Raw genomic sequence first — 19,566 nt, 5'->3', positions numbered from 1 at the left:
TTCCGCTGTGTTGCCTGACTAAACTAGTATCATTCCCCGAAGTATTCAGGATGAGAACGTATAACGATGAAAGGCAGTAACAAATCCCGCTGGGCAATCGCCGCTGGCATCATTGTGGTGGCCCTTGCCGCCGCCTGGTACTGGCACAGTCAATCCGCGAACTCCGCCGCACCGGCCGGCGCCACCAGCCAGACCCAGCGCCCAACGGGTGGAGGTCGTCACGGCATGCGCGGTGGCGCGCTGGCGCCGGTTCAGGCGGCGACGGCGGTGAATAGAGCCGTTCCTCGCTATCTCACCGGTCTCGGGACCATTACCGCTGCCAACACCGCCACGGTGCGCAGCCGCGTCGACGGCCAGCTCATCGCGATCCACTTCCAGGAAGGTCAGCAGGTCAAAGCGGGCGATCTGCTGGCGGAAATCGACCCGAGCCAGTTTAAGGTCGCCCTTGCCCAGGCGCAGGGACAGCTCGCGAAAGACAACGCGACCCTCGCCAACGCCCGGCGCGATTTAGCCCGCTACCAGCAGCTGGTGAAAACAAACCTGGTGTCCCGTCAGGAGCTGGATACCCAGCAGTCGCTGGTCAGTGAAACGCAGGGCACGATCAAAGCGGACGAAGCCGCGGTGGCCAGCGCCCAGCTGCAGCTGGACTGGAGCCGCATCACCGCGCCGATTGACGGACGCGTCGGCCTGAAGCAGGTCGATATAGGCAACCAAATCTCCAGCGGCGACACCACGGGCATCGTGGTGATCACCCAGACCCACCCGATTGATTTAGTCTTTACCCTGCCGGAAAGCGATATCGCGACCGTCATGCGGGCGCAAAAAGCCGGTAAAGGCCTGGTGGTGGAAGCCTGGGACCGCACCAACAAGCAGAAGCTGAGTGAAGGGTCTCTGCTCAGTCTGGATAACCAGATCGACACCACCACCGGCACCATCAAGCTGAAGGCGCGCTTTAATAACCAGGACGATGCCCTCTTCCCGAACCAGTTCGTCAATGCGCGCATGCTGGTCGCGACCGAAGAGAACGCGGTGGTGATCCCCACCGCTGCGCTGCAGATGGGTAACGAAGGTAACTTTGTCTGGGTGCTTAACAGCGACAATAAGGTCAGCAAGCACCTGGTGAAAACCGGTATCCAGGACAGCCAGACGGTGGTCATCAGCGCCGGGCTTTCCGCAGGCGACCGCGTGGTCACCGACGGCATTGACCGTCTGACCGAAGGGGCCAAAGTGGAAGTGGTGGAACCGGCGAAACAGGGAGCGACCTCCTGATGCAGGTGCTGCCGCCGGGCTCCACAGGTGGGCCGTCACGCCTGTTTATCCTCCGTCCTGTCGCCACCACGCTGCTGATGGTGGCGATCCTGCTCGCCGGGATTATCGGCTATCGCTTCCTGCCGGTCTCGGCGCTGCCGGAGGTGGACTATCCCACCATTCAGGTGGTGACGCTCTATCCCGGCGCCAGCCCGGATGTCGTGACGTCCGCCATCACCGCCCCGCTGGAGCGCCAGTTCGGCCAGATGTCGGGGCTAAAACAGATGTCCTCCCAGAGCTCCGGCGGGGCATCCGTGGTGACGCTGCAGTTCCAGCTGACGCTCTCGCTGGACGTCGCCGAGCAGGAGGTGCAGGCCGCCATCAACGCCGCCACCAACCTGCTGCCTTCAGACCTGCCTAACCCGCCGGTCTACAGCAAGGTGAACCCGGCGGATCCGCCGATCATGACGCTGGCCGTCACCTCCTCCGCCATGCCGATGACCCAGGTCGAAGACATGGTCGAAACGCGCGTGGCGCAGAAAATTTCTCAGGTCTCCGGCGTCGGCCTCGTCACCCTGGCGGGCGGACAGCGTCCGGCGGTGCGCGTTAAGCTGAACGCGCAGGCCATCGCCGCGCTGGGGCTCACCAGCGAAACCATCCGCAGCGCCATCAGCAATGCCAACGTCAACTCGGCGAAGGGCTCGCTGGACGGCCCAACCCGCGCCGTGACGCTCTCGGCGAACGACCAGATGCAGTCCGCCGACGAATATCGTCAGCTGATTATCGCCTACCAGAACGGCGCGCCGGTGCGTCTGGGCGACGTGGCGACCGTAGAACAAGGCGCGGAAAACAGCTGGCTGGGGGCCTGGGCCAACAGGCAGCAGGCGATCGTGATGAACGTGCAGCGCCAGCCGGGCGCAAACATCATCGAAACCGCCGACAGCATCCGCACCATGCTGCCGCAGCTGATCGAAAGCCTGCCGAAGTCGGTCAGCGTGAAGGTGCTTTCCGACCGTACCACCAACATTCGCGCGTCGGTCACCGACACCCAGTTCGAGCTGATGCTGGCGATTGCGCTGGTGGTGATGATCATTTACCTGTTCCTGCGTAACGTCCCGGCGACCATTATTCCCGCCGTCGCCGTACCGCTCTCGCTGGTCGGCACCTTTGCGGTGATGGTGTTCCTCGATTTTTCGATTAACAACCTGACGCTGATGGCGCTCACCATCGCCACCGGGTTCGTGGTGGATGATGCCATCGTCGTCATCGAGAACATCTCGCGCTATATCGAGAAAGGTGAGAAACCGCTGGCCGCCGCGCTGAAAGGCGCAGGGGAAATCGGCTTTACCATTATCTCGCTGACCTTCTCGCTGATTGCGGTGCTGATCCCGCTGCTGTTTATGGGCGATATCGTCGGGCGTCTGTTCCGCGAGTTTGCCGTGACGCTGGCGGTCGCCATTCTGATCTCCGCCGTGGTGTCGCTGACCCTGACGCCGATGATGTGCGCCCGGATGCTGAGCCACGCGTCGCTGCGCAAGCAAAACCGCTTCTCGCGCGCCTCCGAGCGCATGTTTGAGCGCATTATTGCCGCCTACGGTCGCGTGCTGGCGAAAGTCCTCAACCACCCGTGGGCCACGCTCGGCGTAGCGCTCGGCACGCTGGCGCTCAGCGTGATGCTGTGGATTTTCATTCCGAAAGGCTTCTTCCCGATCCAGGACAACGGCATTATTCAGGGCACGCTTCAGGCCCCACAGTCGGTCTCCTTCGCCAATATGGCGCAGCGCCAGCAGCAGGTATCTGACATCATCATGAAGGATCCGGCGGTAGAGAGCCTGACCGCTTACGTCGGCGTGGACGGCACCAACCCGTCGCTCAACAGCGCGCGTCTGCAGATCAACCTCAAGCCGCTGGATGAGCGTGACGATCGCGTCAACGCCGTCATTGAGCGGCTGCAAAACGCCGTGGCCCGCGTGCCGGGCGTTGAGCTTTACCTGCAGCCGATTCAGGATTTGACCATCGATACCCAGGTCAGCCGCACGCAGTACCAGTTCACGCTGCAGGCCACCTCGCTGGACGCGCTCAGCACCTGGGTGCCGCAGCTGGTGGATAAACTCAAAACCCTGCCGCAGCTCGCCGACGTCAGCAGCGACTGGCAGGACAAAGGGCTGGCCGCGTACGTGAACGTCAACCGCGACGCCGCCAGCCGTCTGGGCATCACCATGGCGGACGTGGATAACGCCCTGTACAACGCCTTCGGTCAGCGTCTGATCTCCACCATCTACACCCAGGCGAACCAGTATCGCGTGGTGCTGGAGCACAACACCGACAACACGCCCGGCCTGGCGGGGCTGGACTCGGTGCGCCTGACCAGCAAAGACGGCGGCATTGTGCCGCTGAGCGCTATCGCCACGGTGGAAGAACGCTATACCCCGCTGTCGATTAACCATCTGGATCAGTTCCCGTCCACCACCATCTCCTTTAACGTGCCGGACAACTATTCTCTGGGCGAAGCGGTGGAGGCCATTCAGGCGGCTGAGAAAGATCTCAGCTTCCCGTCCGACATTCAGACCCAGTTCCAGGGCAGCACCCTGGCGTTCCAGGCCGCGCTGGGTAACACCATCTGGCTGATCGTGGCGGCGGTCGTGGCGATGTACATCGTGCTCGGCGTGCTGTACGAAAGCTTTATCCACCCGATCACCATCCTCTCTACCCTGCCGACGGCGGGCGTGGGGGCACTGCTGGCATTAATGCTGGCGGGCAGCGAGCTGGACGTGATTGCCATCATCGGTATCATCCTGCTCATCGGGATCGTGAAGAAAAACGCCATCATGATGATCGACTTCGCCCTGGCCGCCGAGCGCGAGCAGGGCATGTCGCCGCGCGATGCGATTTTCCAGGCCTGCCTGCTGCGTTTTCGCCCCATCCTGATGACCACGCTGGCCGCCCTGCTGGGCGCGCTGCCGCTGATGCTCAGCACGGGCGTCGGCGCGGAGCTGCGCCGTCCGCTGGGTATCGGCATGGTCGGCGGTCTGCTGGTGAGCCAGGTGCTGACGCTGTTCACCACGCCGGTGATCTACCTGCTGTTTGATCGCCTGGCGCTGTGGACCAAAAGCCGCTTCCCGAAACGTGAAGAGGAGGCATAAGTGAAGTTTTTCGCCCTCTTCATTTATCGCCCGGTGGCGACGATTTTAATCTCGCTCGCCATTACCCTCTGCGGCGTGCTGGGCTTCCGGCTGCTGCCGGTGGCCCCCCTGCCGCAGGTGGACTTCCCGGTGATCATGGTCAGCGCCTCGCTGCCGGGCGCCTCGCCGGAAACCATGGCCTCGTCCGTTGCCACGCCGCTGGAGCGTTCGCTCGGGCGGATTGCGGGGGTCAACGAGATGACCTCCAGCAGCTCGCTGGGCAGCACGCGCATTATTCTGGAATTCAGCTTCGACCGGGATATCAACGGCGCGGCGCGCGACGTGCAGGCGGCCATCAACGCCGCACAAAGCCTGCTGCCGAGCGGGATGCCGAGCCGCCCGACCTACCGCAAGGCCAACCCGTCCGACGCGCCGATCATGATCCTGACGCTGACCTCGGATACCTACTCGCAGGGGCAGCTGTACGATTTTGCGTCCACCCAGCTGGCGCAGACCATCTCTCAAATTAACGGCGTCGGGGACGTGAGCGTCGGCGGGAGTTCCCTGCCCGCGGTGCGCGTGGGGTTAAACCCGCAGGCGCTGTTTAACCAGGGCGTGTCGCTGGATGACGTGCGCTCCGCCATCAGCAACGCCAACGTGCGCAAACCGCAGGGGGCGATAGAGGACAACAGCCACCGCTGGCAGATCCAGACCAACGACGAGCTGAAAACCGCGGCGGAATATCAGCCGCTCATCATCCACTATAACAACGGCGCGGCGGTGCGCTTAAGCGACGTGGCCAGCGTTACCGACTCGGTGCAGGACGTACGCAACGCCGGGATGACCAACGCCAAGCCGGCGATTCTGCTGATGATCCGCAAGCTGCCGGAAGCGAACATTATCGAGACAGTGAACAGCATTCGCGCCCGTCTCCCGGAGCTGCAGAAGACCATCCCGGCAGCAATCGATCTGCAAATTGCCCAGGATCGCTCCCCGACCATTCGCGCCTCGCTGGAAGAGGTGGAGCAAACGCTGGTGATTTCCGTCGCGCTGGTGATCCTGGTGGTCTTCCTGTTCCTGCGATCCGGCCGCGCGACGCTGATCCCGGCGGTGGCCGTGCCGGTCTCGCTGATCGGCACCTTTGCCGCCATGTATCTGTGCGGGTTTAGCCTCAACAACCTGTCGCTGATGGCCCTGACGATTGCCACCGGCTTCGTGGTGGATGACGCCATCGTGGTGCTGGAAAACATTTCCCGCCATCTGGAAGCGGGCGTGAAACCGCTGCAGGCCGCGCTGCAGGGCACGCGCGAGGTGGGCTTTACGGTACTCTCCATGAGCCTGTCGCTGGTGGCGGTCTTTCTGCCGCTGCTGCTGATGGGCGGGCTGCCGGGCAGGCTGCTGCGCGAGTTTGCCGTCACCCTGTCGGTTGCCATCGGCATTTCGCTGATTATCTCGCTGACGCTGACGCCAATGATGTGCGGCTGGATGCTCAAGCGCAGCAAGCCGCACTCGCAGCCGCGCCGCAAAGGCTTTGGCCGCGTGCTGATGGCGATGCAGGAAGGCTACGGCAAATCGCTGAAGTGGGTGCTGAACCACACAAGGCTGGTCGGCCTGGTGCTGATCGGCACCATCGTGCTCAACGTGTGGCTGTATATTTCCATCCCGAAAACCTTTTTCCCGGAGCAGGATACCGGCGTGCTGATGGGCGGCATTCAGGCGGACCAGAGCATTTCCTTCCAGGCGATGCGCGGCAAGCTGCAGGACTTTATGAAGATCATTCGGGAAGACAAAGCCGTGGATAACGTCACTGGCTTTACCGGCGGGTCGCGCGTCAACAGCGGGATGATGTTTATTACCCTGAAACCGCGCGGCGAGCGCAACGAAACCGCCCAGCAGGTGATTGACCGCCTGCGGGTGAAGCTCGCCAAAGAGCCCGGAGCCAACCTGTTTTTGATGGCCGTTCAGGATATCCGCGTCGGCGGGCGACAGGCGAACGCCAGCTATCAGTACACGTTGCTCTCGGACGATTTGGCCGCCCTGCGCGAGTGGGAGCCGAAGATCCGCAAGGCGCTGGCCGCCCTGCCGGAGCTGGCGGACGTGAACTCCGATCAGCAGGACAACGGTGCCGAGATGGCCCTGACCTACGACCGCGAAACCATGTCGCGGCTGGACATTAACGTTGAAGCCGCCAACAGCCTGCTGAACAACGCCTTCGGCCAGCGCGAGATCTCCACCATCTACCAGCCGATGAACCAGTACAAGGTGGTGATGGAGGTCGACCCGCGCTACACCCAGGACATCAGCGCCCTGGACAAAATGTTTGTGATTAACAACGACGGCAAGGCGATTCCGCTCTCCTACTTCGCCAGCTGGCAGCCTGCCAACGCGCCGCTATCGGTGAACCATCAGGGGCTGTCGGCGGCGTCGACCATCTCCTTTAACCTGCCCGCCGGTTCGTCACTTTCCGAGGCCAGCGACGCAATCAACCGCGCGATGACGCAGCTTGGCGTACCGTCCACCGTGCGCGGCAGCTTTGCCGGGACCGCGCAAGTATTCCAGGAGACGATGAACTCGCAGGTGATTTTAATTCTGGCCGCCATCGCTACGGTCTATATTGTGCTGGGCGTGCTGTATGAAAGCTACGTGCACCCGCTGACCATCCTTTCGACGCTGCCGTCGGCGGGCGTGGGGGCACTGCTGGCGCTGGAGCTGTTCGGCGCGCCGTTCAGCCTTATCGCGCTCATCGGGATCATGCTGCTGATCGGCATCGTGAAGAAAAACGCCATCATGATGGTGGACTTCGCGCTGGACGCCCAGCGCAACGGCAACCTCTCGCCGCAAGAGGCCATCTTCCAGGCCTGCCTGCTGCGCTTCCGTCCGATCATGATGACCACACTGGCGGCGCTGTTTGGCGCGCTGCCGCTGGTGATCTCGGGCGGCGACGGCTCAGAGCTGCGCCAGCCGCTGGGGATCACCATTGTCGGCGGCCTGGTGATGAGCCAGCTGCTGACGCTGTACACCACGCCGGTGGTCTATCTGTTCTTTGACCGCCTGCGGCTGCGCTTTTCGCGTAAAAACAGAACTACGGTGACCGGATAAATGACAGAGCTTCCCAGCAACGTTCGCTGGCAATTATGGATAGTCGCCTTCGGCTTCTTTATGCAGTCGCTGGATACGACCATCGTCAACACCGCCCTCCCCTCGATGGCGAAAAGCCTCGGGGAGAGCCCGCTGCATATGCACATGGTGATTGTCTCCTACGTGCTGACGGTTGCCGTGATGCTGCCCGCCAGCGGCTGGCTGGCCGATAAGGTCGGCGTGCGGAATATCTTCTTCACCGCCATCGTGCTGTTTACCACCGGCTCGCTGTTTTGCGCGCAGGCCAACACCCTCGACCAGCTGGTCATGGCGCGCGTGCTGCAGGGCGTAGGTGGGGCGATGATGGTGCCCGTCGGGCGACTAACGGTGATGAAGATTGTACCGCGCGAGCAGTACATGGCGGCGATGACCTTTGTCACCCTGCCCGGCCAGGTGGGGCCGCTGCTTGGGCCTGCGCTGGGCGGTATGCTGGTGGAGTACGCCTCCTGGCACTGGATTTTCTTAATCAATCTGCCGGTGGGCATCATCGGCGCCATCGCCACCCTGACGCTGATGCCGAACTACAAAATGCAGACCCGGCGCTTTGATTTCTTCGGCTTTATTCTGCTGGCGGCGGGCATGGCCACGCTTACCCTGGCACTCGACGGGCAAAAGGGGCTGGGGATTTCGACCCTGATGCTCGGGTTGCTGGTGGTTATCGGCATTTCCACCATTGCAGGGTATTTGTGGCATGCTCGCGGCAATGACCAGGCGCTGTTCAGCCTGAACTTGTTTAAAAACCCTACCTACCGTCTCGGGCTGTTCGGCAGCTTTGCCGGACGCGTCGGCAGCGGCATGCTGCCGTTTATGACGCCCGTGTTTCTGCAAATTGGCATGGGCTTTTCGCCATTCCACGCGGGCCTGATGATGATCCCAATGGTGCTCGGCAGCATGGGGATGAAGCGCATGGTGGTGCAGGTGGTGAACCGCTTTGGCTACCGTCACGTGCTGGTGACCGCCACGCTGGGGCTGGCGCTGGTCAGCCTGCTGTTTATGGCCGTGGCGCTGATGGGCTGGTACTACGTCCTGCCGCTGGTGCTGTTCTGCCAGGGGATCATCAACTCCATGCGCTTCTCGTCGATGAATACCCTGACGCTGAAGGACCTGCCGGACGATCTGGCGAGCAGCGGCAACAGCCTGCTGTCGATGATTATGCAGCTCTCCATGAGCGTGGGCGTGACGATCGCGGGGTTGCTGCTCGGCATGTACGGCCAGCACCATCTCAGCGTCGACACGCCGGTGGCGCATCAGGTCTTTATGTATACCTACCTCAGCATGGCGGTCATCATCGCCCTGCCCGCGTTCATCTTCGCCCGCGTGCCGGATGATACCAGCAAGAACGTCGTGATTAGGCGCGGCAAAAGGAGTGGCTCATGAAATTCTGGCGTCCGGGTATTACCGGCAAGCTCTTTCTGGCGATTTTTGCCACCTGTATTGTTTTGCTGATCACCATGCACTGGGCGGTGCGGGTCAGCTTTGAGCGCGGCTTTATTGATTACATCAAGCATGGCAATGAGCAGCGTTTGCAGGGCTTAAGCGATGCGCTGAGTGAACAGTACGCCCAGCACGGCAACTGGCGTTTTCTGCGCAATAACGACCGCTTTATTTTCCAGATCCTGCGCTCGCTGGAGCACGATACCGGTGACGACCGTCCGGGCCCGGGCATGCCGCCGCACGGCTGGCGCACCCAGTTCTGGGTGATCGACCAGGACATGCGCCCCCTGGTTGGCCCGCGCGCGCCGATACCGCCGGACGGCACCCGGCGGGCGATTAAAGTGAATAACGCCACCGTCGGCTGGGTGATCGCCTCGCCGGTGGAGCGCCTGACGCGCAACACCGACATCAACTTTGACCGCCAGCAGCGTCGCACAAGCTGGCTGATTGTCGCCCTCTCCACGCTGCTCGCCGCGCTCGCCACCTTCCCGCTGGCGCGCGGCCTGCTCGCCCCGGTAAAACGGCTGGTGGAAGGCACGCACAAGCTGGCCGCCGGGGATTTCACCACCCGCGTCGATACCCGCAGCCAGGACGAACTGGGCAAGCTGGCGCAGGACTTTAACCAGCTCGCCAGCACCCTGGAGAAGAACCAGCAGATGCGCCGCGACTTTATGGCCGATATTTCTCACGAGCTGCGCACCCCGCTGGCGGTGCTGCGCGGCGAACTGGAGGCCATTCAGGACGGCGTGCGCCAGTTTACGCCGGAATCGGTGGCTTCCCTGCAGGCGGAGGTGGGCACGCTCACCAAGCTGGTGGACGATCTCCACCAGCTCTCCATGTCCGACGAAGGCGCGCTGGCCTACCAGAAGGCGCCCGTAGACGTCATTAACGTGCTGGAAGTGGCGAGCGGCGCCTTCCGCGAGCGCTTTGCCAGTCGCAACCTGAAAATCGACCTCTCCCTGCCGGACAGCGCGGTGGTGTTTGGCGACAAAGATCGGCTGATGCAGCTGTTCAACAACCTGCTGGAAAACAGCCTGCGCTACACCGACAGCGGCGGCGGGCTGCATATCTCCGGCAGGCAGGACAACGGGCGCTTTGCCCTCACCTTCGCGGATTCCGCTCCCGGCGTTCAGGACGCGCAGCTGGAAAAACTGTTTGAACGTTTTTACCGTACCGAAGGCTCCCGCAATCGCGCCAGCGGCGGATCCGGCCTGGGGCTGGCGATTTGCGTTAACATCGTCGAGGCGCATAATGGCACGATCCGCGCCGCCCATTCGCCTTTTGGCGGGGTTAGCATTACAGTAGAGTTACCTCTGGAACGGGATTTATCGAGAGAAGTATGACCGAGTTACCGATTGACGAAAACACGCCGCGCATTTTGATCGTCGAAGACGAACCCAAGCTGGGACAGCTGCTGATCGACTATTTACGCGCGGCTAGCTATGCCCCGTCACTGATCGGCCACGGCGACCAGGTGCTGCCCTACGTGCGCCAGACCCCGCCGGACCTGATCCTGCTGGATTTAATGCTGCCAGGGATTGATGGGTTGACCCTGTGCCGGGAAATTCGTCGCTTCTCCGACGTGCCGATCGTCATGGTCACCGCCAAAATTGAAGAGATTGACCGCCTGCTGGGGCTCGAAATCGGCGCGGACGACTACATCTGCAAGCCCTACAGCCCGCGTGAGGTGGTGGCCCGCGTGAAAACCATTCTGCGCCGCTGCAGGCCGCAGCGCGAGCTTCAGGTGCTGGACGCCGAAAGCCCGCTGATTGTGGATGAAAGCCGCTTCCAGGCGAGCTGGCGCGGCAAGCTGCTGGACCTGACGCCTGCGGAGTTCCGCCTGCTGAAAACCCTCTCCCACGAGCCGGGAAAAGTCTTCTCCCGCGAACAGCTGCTGAACCATCTGTATGACGATTACCGCGTGGTGACCGACCGCACCATCGACAGCCACATCAAAAACCTGCGCCGCAAGCTGGAGGCGCTGGACGCCGAACAGTCGTTTATTCGCGCGGTGTATGGCGTGGGGTATCGCTGGGAAGCGGATGCGTGCAGGATTGCCTAGTGAGCCGCTGGTCAATCCAGGCCGGGTAAGGCGAAACCGCCACCCGGCACAATAACTTTACCTCCCTGCCCCGCAGCGCTACAATGCCCGCCCTTAATGTGGGGGATCTCCCCTTACCGCTGCACCTGGTGCATGCGGATCTGACCTGTCATCAGAACGAGAACAAACATGTTTAAACCGGAACTCCTTTCCCCGGCGGGAACGCTGCAAAATATGCGTTACGCTTTCGCCTATGGCGCCGACGCCGTGTATGCGGGCCAGCCGCGCTACTCGCTGCGCGTGCGTAACAACGAATTCAACCACGAGAACCTGCAGCTCGGCATCAACGAGGCGCACGCTCTGGGTAAAAAATTCTACGTGGTGGTCAACATCGCGCCGCACAACGCCAAGCTGAAAACGTTCATCCGTGACCTGAAGCCGGTGGTGGATATGGGGCCGGACGCGCTGATCATGTCGGACCCGGGTTTAATCATGCTGGTTCGGGAGAACTTCCCGGAGATGGATATTCACCTCTCCGTACAGGCTAACGCCGTCAACTGGGCAACGGTTAAATTCTGGAAGCAGATGGGGCTGACCCGCGTCATCCTGTCCCGCGAGCTTTCGCTGGAAGAGATCGAAGAGATCCGCACCCAGGTGCCGGATATGGAAATCGAAATCTTCGTTCACGGCGCGCTGTGCATGGCCTACTCCGGCCGCTGCCTGCTCTCCGGCTATATCAACAAGCGCGACCCGAACCAGGGCACCTGCACCAACGCCTGCCGCTGGGAATATAACGTCCAGGAAGGCAAAGAGGATGACATCGGCAACATCGTCCACAAGCACGAGCCGATCCCGGTGACCAACGTTGAGCCTACGCTGGGCATCGGCGCGCCAACCGACAGCGTGTTTATGATTGAAGAAGCCAAACGTCCGGGCGAGTACATGACCGCCTTTGAAGACGAGCACGGCACCTACATCATGAACTCGAAAGATCTGCGCGCCATCGCCCACGTCGAGCGCCTGACCCAGATGGGCGTGCACTCCCTGAAGATTGAAGGGCGCACCAAATCCTATTACTACTGCGCGCGTACCGCGCAGGTGTACCGTAAAGCCATCGACGATGCGGCTGCCGGTAAACCGTTCGATACCAGCCTGCTGGAAACGCTGGAAGGCCTGGCGCACCGCGGCTATACCGAAGGCTTCCTGCGCCGTCATACCCACGACGACTACCAGAACTACGAACACGGCTACTCCGTTTCCGAGCGCCAGCAGTTTGTCGGTGACTTCACCGGCGAGCGCAAAGGCGCGCTGGCGGCCGTGGCGGTGAAAAACAAGTTTACCAAAGGCGACAGCCTGGAGCTGATGACCCCGCAGGGCAACATGAACTTCACGCTGGAGCATCTGGAAAACGGCAAAGGCGAAGCGATTGAGGTCGCGCCGGGCGACGGGCACACCGTCTGGCTGCCGGTTCCGGAAGAGGTGGAGCTGAAGTTCGCGCTGCTGATGCGTAACTTCAACGGTGAAAGCACCCGAAACCCACACGGCAAATAGTCAATCAGGGAAATTTTTTCGCGCTGGGATAATTCTTAGAATCGGATCACATACCGCTTCGTTCAATACGGGTATTATCCCCCCGCTGAAAAACATAACCCATAAATGCTAGCTGTACCAGGAACCACCTCCTTAGCCTGCGTAATCTCCCTTACGCGGGCTTATTTTTTGCCTTCTCTCTTCTCAATCCAGGCAATGAGTTCGTCGATTTGCTTCTCTGAGAACACGGCGATCCCATGCTCTGCGAGCAACGATGCCGCAACCCCCCTCCCCGCTTTCTGTATACCGCGAAAAGATCCGTCATAAATAAACTCACTGCCGCACGTTGGGCTGCCATCGGTTAACAATGCAGCGCTACACCCCGACGCCTGAGCAGCGCGTAGCGCGAGCCAGGCTGCAAGCTGATAATGTGCGGTCACATCCTGCCCGGTATTTTCCATAATTCTGGCTTGCCCGTGCATCACGTCTTTGCCATCACCGAATATAATCTCTGCCGGAGGACGAGGCACAGGCAGCCCGGCAGCCAATTCAGGGCAGTGGATAACCAGACGTTGTTCCTGTTGCCAGCGAGCGAGTTGCTCGTTCATTCGCGCTTTTTCACTTCCGTTATAACGGACCCTAAAGCCCATCAGGCAAGCGCTTACCAAAATTTTATTCATCATCACTTTCCTGTGATTACATTAATCTCATCGCTGAAGTGTAACGCGCTTTTGTGCCTGTTTTGTTCCTTTCATCCTGTTCTTACCCGCTTTTTCCCTCTCTGCTATACACTCTTACTAACGCTAAAAAAGGGAGCAGCGCGGATGGCAACCTATCCAGACAGTTTATTGATTCTCAACGGCAAAAGTGCGGGCAACGATCTGCTGCGTCAGGCCATTCAGGGTTTGCGTGACGACGGCGCGCGCATCCACGTAAGAGTAACATGGGAAAAAGGCGACGCGGCACGCTATATCAATGAAGCCCTCGGGCTTGGCGTTGAGACCATCATTTCCGGCGGCGGCGATGGCACCATCAATGAGATCGCGTCAGCGCTGATCGACCTGCCCCCGGCAGACCGCCCGGTGATGGGTATTTTACCGCTCGGCACCGCCAATGATTTTGCCACCAGCGCCGGGATCCCGGAGGCGTTAGAGAAAGCGCTTCAGCTGGCGATCCTCGGTAAAGCGACCGCGGTAGATATTGCGCAGGTGAATGACAAAACCTGCTTTATCAATATGGCCACCGGCGGGTTCGGCACGCGCATCACCAGCGAAACGCCGGAAAAACTCAAGGCGGCGCTGGGCGGCGTGTCGTATCTGATCCACGGTCTGATGCGCATGGATACCCTCAAGCCTGACCGCTGCGAAATTCGCGGCGAGGATTTTCAGTGGCAGGGCGACGCGCTGGTGATTGGCATCGGTAATGGTCGTCAGGCCGGCGGCGGGCAGCAGCTGTGCCCGGAGGCGCTGATCAATGACGGTCAGCTACAGCTGCGGATTTTCACGGGTGACGGCCTGCTGCCCGCGCTGTTTACCACGCTGACGCAGCCGGAAGAGAGTCCGAATATCATTGACGGGAAATCCGCATGGTTTGAGGTAAATGCCCCGCACGGGATGACCTTTAACCTCGACGGGGAACCGCTCAGCGGGACGCAGTTCCGCATTGAGGTGTTGCCCGGCGCGCTGCAGTGTCGGTTGCCGCCAGACTGTGTGCTTTTGCGCTGATGGTATTGCCGGGTGGCGGCTACGCCTTACCCGGCCTACGCTTCGCCCTCAGGTCAGGCAATCGTGACTTTGCTGTCCAGATAGACGTCCTGAACCGCATTGATCAGCTTCACGCCGTCAGCCATCGATTTCTTAAACGCCTTACGGCCCAGGATCAGCCCCATGCCGCCCGCGCGCTTGTTGATAACCGCAGTACGCACCGCGTCTGACAGGTCAGTATCGCCGCCCGCCGCGCCGCCGGAGTTAATCAGCCCTGCGCGGCCCATGTAGCAGTTCGCCAGCTGGTAGCGCACCAGGTCGATCGGGTTATCGCTGGTCAGCTTGCTGTAAACGCGGTCATCGGTGTAACCAAAGTTCACTGCTTTATATCCGCCATTATTCTCGGCCATTTTCTGCTTCACTATATCCGCGCCGATGGTCGCCGCCAGGTGGTTCGCCTGGCCGGTCAGGTCAGCCGACACGTGATAATCCACACCGTCTTTTTTGAACGCCGAGTTGCGCAGGTACGCCCACAGCACGGTCACCATACCCAGCTCGTGCGCGCGCTCAAACGCCGCAGAGATCTCTTCAATCTGACGACGAGACTGTTCTGAGCCAAAATAGATGGTCGCCCCAACGGCAACCGCCCCCATATTGAACGCCTGCTCGACGCTGGCATAGAGCGTCTGGTCATATTCGGTGGGGTAGCTCAGGGTTTCATTGTGGTTCAGCTTCACGAGGAACGGAATGCGGTGGGCATAGCGACGCGAGACGGAGGCCAGCACGCCGTAGGTGGACGCCACGCAGTTACAGCCCGCTTCAATCGCCAGCTCAACAATGTTCTTCGGATCGAAATAGAGCGGATTCGCCGCGAAGGAGGCGCCCGCCGAGTGCTCAACGCCCTGGTCTACCGGCAGAATAGAGAGATATCCGGTGCCACCGAGCCGCCCGGTGTTATAGAGCGTCTGCATATTTCTTAGCACGGCAGGCGGACGGTTGTTATCGACCATCACGCGGTCAACGTAGTCATGACCAGGCAGGTAAAGCTGGTCGGCTGGAATGGTCATACAACGATGCTGTAAAAGGCTGTCGGCGTCTTTGCCAAGCAAATGCGCAATATCAGTCATGTGATACTCCCGTAAATTCGACGTCATGTCGGTGTGCGTTTATCCAGTCCCATCTTTTATGGGCAGACTAAGCCTGGTACCGACTTAACAGATTTTCCACCCTTTGCAATTTTTTTCAGCACAATCTGCTGGCTCGATTCGTGTACAACAAAACTGTTACATTGATCAAACAATCGCCACAAAGGTATTTAAAAGGTATTATTGAATGGTATGTTAAAGGCGTACCCTCTCTGACATGCAGGATTCAAAAATGAAAACGAAAGTCCAACTGTCATTCATGATGTTTGTTGAATGGTTTATCTGGGGCGCGTGGTTTGTGCCGCTGTGGCTGTGGCTGAGTAAAAGCGGTTTTACCGCCGGGGAAATCGGCTGGTCTTATGCCTGTACCGCCATTGCCGCCATCCTCTCCCCAATTCTGGTCGGCTCGCTGACGGACCGCTTCTTCGCCGCACAGAAAGTACTGGCGGTGCTGATGTTTGCCGGCGCGATTCTGATGTACTTCGCGGCACAGCAAACCCAGTTCAGCACCTTCTTCCCGCTGCTGCTGGTTTACTCCCTGACCTATATGCCCACCATCGCGCTGACCAACAGTATTGCCTTCGCCAACGTGGACGACGTCGAGGCCGATTTTCCGCGCATCCGCGTGATGGGTACGATCGGCTGGATCGCCTCCGGGCTGGCGTGCGGATTCCTGCCGCAGATGCTGGGCTATAGCGATATCTCCGATACCAATATTCCCCTGCTGATGACCGCCGCCAGCTCCGCGCTGCTCGGCGTCTTTGCCCTCTTCCTGCCGAACACACCGCCGAAGAGCACCGGCAAGCTGGACTTCAAAGTGATGCTGGGGCTGGACGCGCTGATCCTGCTGCGCGACAGAAACTTCCTCGTGTTCTTCTTCTGCTCGTTTCTGTTCGCCATGCCGCTGGCCTTCTACTACATTTTCGCCAACGGCTATCTCACTGAAGTGGGGATGAAAAACGCCACCGGCTGGATGACGCTCGGCCAGTTCTCTGAAATCTTCTTTATGCTGGCGCTGCCGTTCTTTACCAAACGCTTTGGTATTAAGAAGGTCTTACTGCTGGGTCTGATTACCGCCGCCATCCGCTACGGGTTCTTCGTTTACGGCGGTGCGGAACAGTACTTCACCTACGCCCTGCTGTTCCTCGGCATTCTGCTGCACGGCGTGAGCTACGACTTCTACTACGTCACCGCGTATATCTACGTGGATAAAAAAGCGCCGGTGCATATGCGCACCGCCGCGCAGGGCCTGATTACGCTCTGCTGTCAGGGCTTTGGTAGCCTGCTGGGTTACCGCCTGGGCGGCGTGATGATGGAAAAAATGTTCGCCTACAAAGAGCCGGTGAAGGGGCTGACCTTTAACTGGGCCGGAATGTGGACATTTGGCGCGATCATGATTGCCGTGATTGCCGTGCTGTTTATGCTGTTTTTCCGCGAATCGGACAAAGAGATCGCTGCAATTGCGGTGGTTGATGGCGATGCCGCGCTGACACAAGGGGAAGTTAAATGAAACAAGAACGTATTCTCGGTGCCCTTTACGGGCAGGCGTTAGGGGATGCGATGGGCATGCCGTCGGAACTGTGGCCGAGAAAGCGCGTCAAGGCGCACTTTGGCTGGATCGACCGCTTTTTACCCGGCCCGGCAGAAAATAATGCGGCCTGCTATTTCGGGCAGGCAGAGTTCACCGACGATACCTCAATGGCGCTGTGCCTGGCCGATGCGATCATCGAGTGCGACGGGGAGATTAACGCAGACGTTATCGGCAGGCATATCCTGAACTGGGCGCTCGATTTCGACGCGTTCAACAAGAACGTGCTTGGCCCCACTTCCAAAATCGCGCTGAATGCGATTCGTGACGGGAAGCCGGTCAGCGCGCTGGAAAACAACGGCGTAACCAACGGGGCGGCGATGCGCGCCTCCCCGCTGGGCTGCCTGCTCCCGGCGACGCGGCTGGAACACTTTGTTGAGCAAGTAGCGCTGGCCTCGAGCCCGACCCATAAATCGGACCTCGCCATTGCCGGCGCGGTGGTGATGGCCTGGGCGGTTTCCCGCGCCATCGACGGCGAAAGCTGGCAGAACATCGTTGATGCCCTGCCGGGGATCGCCCGCTATGCGCAGGAGATGAAAACCACCACCTTCAGCGCGTCGCTGGCGGCGCGTATTGAGCTGGCGCTTAAGACCGTACGGGAAGCCAACGGTATTGAGTCCGCCAGCGAGCAGGTTTATCAGCTGATTGGCGCGGGAACCAGCACCATTGAGTCCGTTCCGGCGGCCATTGCGATGGTGGAACTGGCAGGAACCGACCCGAACCGCTGCGCCATCTTATGCGCCAATCTGGGCGGTGATACGGACACTATTGGCGCCATGGCGACGGCCATCTGCGGCGCGCTCCACGGCGTGCAGGCGATTGATCCGGCGCTCAAAGCCGAACTCGACGCCGTCAACCAGCTCAACTTCGGCCATTATTGCGAGAAACTGCTGCACTTCAGGGAGCAAAGGGAGGGCGTATGAAGGCATTTGCCCAACGTCTCGAAAATCTGCACGCCACGCGCCCGGTGACGGTGCTGGGCGCCGCGGTGATTGACGTCATCGCCGACGCCTACGTCCTGCCCTGGCGCGGGTGCGATATCGAACTTAAGCAGCAGGGCGTGAATATTGGCGGCTGCGCGCTGAACATTGCCATCGCCCTGAAACGCCTCGGGATCGCCGCGCAAAATGCCCTTCCCGTCGGCCATGGCGTGTGGGCGGATATTATCCGCAACGCCATGGCGAAGCAGGATCTGCACAGCGCCGTAGAGGCTGAAACCGGCGACAACGGCTGGTGTCTGGCGCTGGTGGAGCCTGACGGCGAGCGCACCTTTATGTCCTTTAGCGGCGTGGAAAACCAGTGGCAGCTGCGCTGGCTGGATGCGCTTCACGTTCCGCAAAACAGCCTGGTTTATCTCTCCGGCTACCAGCTGGCCTCGCCGTGCGGCGAACTGCTGACAGGCTGGCTGGAGGGATTACAGGACGTGACGGCCTTTATCGATTTCGGCCCACGCATCGCGGATGTTCCTGATGCGCTGATGGAGAGAATCATGGCCTGCAGGCCAATCGTGTCGCTCAATCGTCAGGAAGCGGGGCTCGCGGCTGAAAGACTGGGTGTGGAGGCTGAAAACCTGGGTGAAGTGTGGCAGCAGCGCTTCGGCGCCGCGCTGATTGTGCGCCATGATAAAGACGGTGCCGCATGGTATGACGGTGACGTCTCGGGCGTTGTTCCGGCGTTTCCGGCGACGGTTGTGGATACCATTGGTGCAGGCGACAGCCACGCGGGCGGCACGCTGGCCGGGCTGGCTGCGGGATGGTCACTGGCAGATGCCGTTCTGCTGGGGAATGCCGTGGCGTCATGGGTGGTCAGCCACCGAGGCGGGGATTGCGCCCCGACGCGCGAGGCACTACTCCTCGCACACAAAGACGTATAGATCGCTGCGACAGTAGCTGATGCTGTACTCAATCGGCCGGTGCTGCTGGTCAAGCGCGACCTGCTTGATCACCAGCACCGGTATTTTTTCGTCCATCTTAATGTGCGCCTGAAACTCGCTGTCGGGCATGCGGGCGCTCACCCTTGAGCGGGTGCGCTGCGGGAAGATATTCTGACTGCGGAAGTAGTCATAGAGCGAAATGCCAATCGCATCCGGGTCGGGAATTAACCCGACGGGGACCCAGGACTCTTCAATCGACACCGCATCGTCATCGACATAGCGAATGCGCTTGAGCAAAAAGACCTCGCTGTCCGGGGAGATCGACAGGTGGTTGGCCACCTCTTCCGGACACTTCACCACCCGCTTGTTGACCCAGAGCGTATTCGGCTTCTTGCCGCGCAGCACCACCTGCTGGGAAAAACCGCGCGCCTCTTTAAGCGAATATTCGAAGATATTGTTGATTTGCGTGCCATAGCCACGGGCGCGCGTCACCACGCCCTCTTCTTCCAGCGCCTGCATCGCTTTACGCACGGTAATGCGCGACACCCCGGTCAACTGGCTCAGATCGCGCTCGCCGGGCAAAATATTCCCGTGCTCCAGCACCCCGCTGCGCACCGCGTTTTTTACCGTTTCGGCAAACTTCAGGTACAGCGGCGTGTTATCGGGCGCGGCGATCCGTTCATTCAGTTGAGCGATTAACCGGGTATGCGCTTGTTCCATCTGTGTTTTCTCAGGCGTGATGTA

The 19,566-nt window shown here is 60.4% G+C and carries 14 protein-coding genes; 11 read left to right on the top strand and 3 right to left on the bottom strand.

Translation table 11 applies throughout. The annotated features are described in order from the left end of the window. The first annotated feature begins 66 nt into the window (after positions 1–66). The 7 genes from FHC52_RS05335 to yegQ all read left to right on the top strand — a co-directional run bounded on the left by FHC52_RS05335 (position 67) and on the right by yegQ (position 12,534). On the top strand, positions 67–1,269 hold the full coding sequence (locus tag FHC52_RS05335; RefSeq protein ID WP_220419952.1) for an MdtA/MuxA family multidrug efflux RND transporter periplasmic adaptor subunit: 1,203 nt from the start codon (positions 67–69) through the stop codon (positions 1,267–1,269). Then, positions 1,269–4,391 carry an MdtB/MuxB family multidrug efflux RND transporter permease subunit gene (locus tag FHC52_RS05330; protein ID WP_220419951.1) on the top strand — a complete coding sequence of 1,041 codons (3,123 nt, stop codon included), beginning with the start codon at positions 1,269–1,271 and terminating at the stop codon, positions 4,389–4,391. Before FHC52_RS05335 ends, FHC52_RS05330 begins: the two co-directional genes overlap by 1 nt. After that, positions 4,392–7,469 (top strand): multidrug efflux RND transporter permease subunit MdtC, encoded by a 3,078-nt coding sequence (gene mdtC, locus FHC52_RS05325; RefSeq protein ID WP_126289233.1) that lies wholly within the window; start codon positions 4,392–4,394, stop codon positions 7,467–7,469. Beyond that, positions 7,470–8,885, top strand: a complete 1,416-nt coding sequence (locus FHC52_RS05320) for an MFS transporter (protein WP_070533812.1) — start codon at positions 7,470–7,472, stop codon at positions 8,883–8,885. After that, on the top strand, positions 8,882–10,285 hold the full coding sequence (baeS, locus tag FHC52_RS05315; protein ID WP_021241469.1) for a two-component system sensor histidine kinase BaeS: 1,404 nt from the start codon (positions 8,882–8,884) through the stop codon (positions 10,283–10,285). Before FHC52_RS05320 ends, baeS begins: the two co-directional genes overlap by 4 nt. Continuing rightward, complete coding sequence (gene baeR / locus FHC52_RS05310) at positions 10,282–11,004, top strand: two-component system response regulator BaeR (RefSeq protein WP_119312170.1); 723 nt, start codon at positions 10,282–10,284, stop codon at positions 11,002–11,004. The genes baeS and baeR overlap by 4 nt, the downstream gene beginning before the upstream one ends. 168 nt (positions 11,005–11,172) lie before the next feature. Beyond that, positions 11,173–12,534, top strand: a complete 1,362-nt coding sequence (gene yegQ, locus FHC52_RS05305; protein WP_008500866.1) for a tRNA 5-hydroxyuridine modification protein YegQ — start codon at positions 11,173–11,175, stop codon at positions 12,532–12,534. A 161-nt stretch (positions 12,535–12,695) separates the two neighbouring features. Here the strand turns inward: yegQ and FHC52_RS05300 are convergent, their stop codons facing one another. Beyond that, positions 12,696–13,196, bottom strand: a complete 501-nt coding sequence (locus tag FHC52_RS05300) for a DUF523 domain-containing protein (RefSeq protein WP_126289238.1) — start codon at positions 13,194–13,196, stop codon at positions 12,696–12,698. A 141-nt stretch (positions 13,197–13,337) separates the two neighbouring features. On the opposite strand from FHC52_RS05300, the gene yegS reads away from it, so the two are divergent. Then, entirely contained in the window at positions 13,338–14,237 is a 900-nt protein-coding gene (gene yegS / locus FHC52_RS05295; protein WP_021241471.1) for a lipid kinase YegS, read from the top strand. A gap of 53 nt (positions 14,238–14,290) precedes the next feature. Here the strand turns inward: yegS and fbaB are convergent, their stop codons facing one another. Further along, a complete protein-coding gene (fbaB, locus tag FHC52_RS05290; RefSeq protein ID WP_032675181.1) occupies positions 14,291–15,343 on the bottom strand; it encodes a class I fructose-bisphosphate aldolase in 1,053 nt (350 codons plus the stop codon). Between the two features lie 250 nt (positions 15,344–15,593). On the opposite strand from fbaB, the gene FHC52_RS05285 reads away from it, so the two are divergent. The 3 genes from FHC52_RS05285 to FHC52_RS05275 are packed head-to-tail and all read left to right on the top strand — an operon-like array spanning position 15,594 to position 18,822. Further along, positions 15,594–16,871, top strand: a complete 1,278-nt coding sequence (locus tag FHC52_RS05285) for a nucleoside permease (protein ID WP_032675182.1) — start codon at positions 15,594–15,596, stop codon at positions 16,869–16,871. After that, a complete protein-coding gene (locus FHC52_RS05280) occupies positions 16,868–17,872 on the top strand; it encodes an ADP-ribosylglycohydrolase family protein (RefSeq protein WP_128302149.1) in 1,005 nt (334 codons plus the stop codon). The genes FHC52_RS05285 and FHC52_RS05280 overlap by 4 nt, the downstream gene beginning before the upstream one ends. After that, positions 17,869–18,822, top strand: a complete 954-nt coding sequence (locus tag FHC52_RS05275) for a PfkB family carbohydrate kinase (protein WP_128302148.1) — start codon at positions 17,869–17,871, stop codon at positions 18,820–18,822. The genes FHC52_RS05280 and FHC52_RS05275 overlap by 4 nt, the downstream gene beginning before the upstream one ends. Here FHC52_RS05275 and FHC52_RS05270 read toward each other — a convergent pair. After that, positions 18,796–19,542, bottom strand: a complete 747-nt coding sequence (locus FHC52_RS05270) for a GntR family transcriptional regulator (RefSeq protein WP_008500873.1) — start codon at positions 19,540–19,542, stop codon at positions 18,796–18,798. The two genes, FHC52_RS05275 and FHC52_RS05270, sit on opposite strands and share 27 nt — an antisense overlap. Between the last annotated feature and the right edge of the window lie 24 nt (positions 19,543–19,566).

Origin of the sequence: Enterobacter sp. EC_64, from assembly GCF_019584165.1 — a bacterium.
Taxonomy (GTDB): Bacteria; Pseudomonadota; Gammaproteobacteria; order Enterobacterales; family Enterobacteriaceae; genus Enterobacter; species Enterobacter roggenkampii.
The sequence above is the reverse complement of the archived record's forward strand: the minus strand, read 5'-3'. Positions and strand labels throughout refer to the sequence as shown.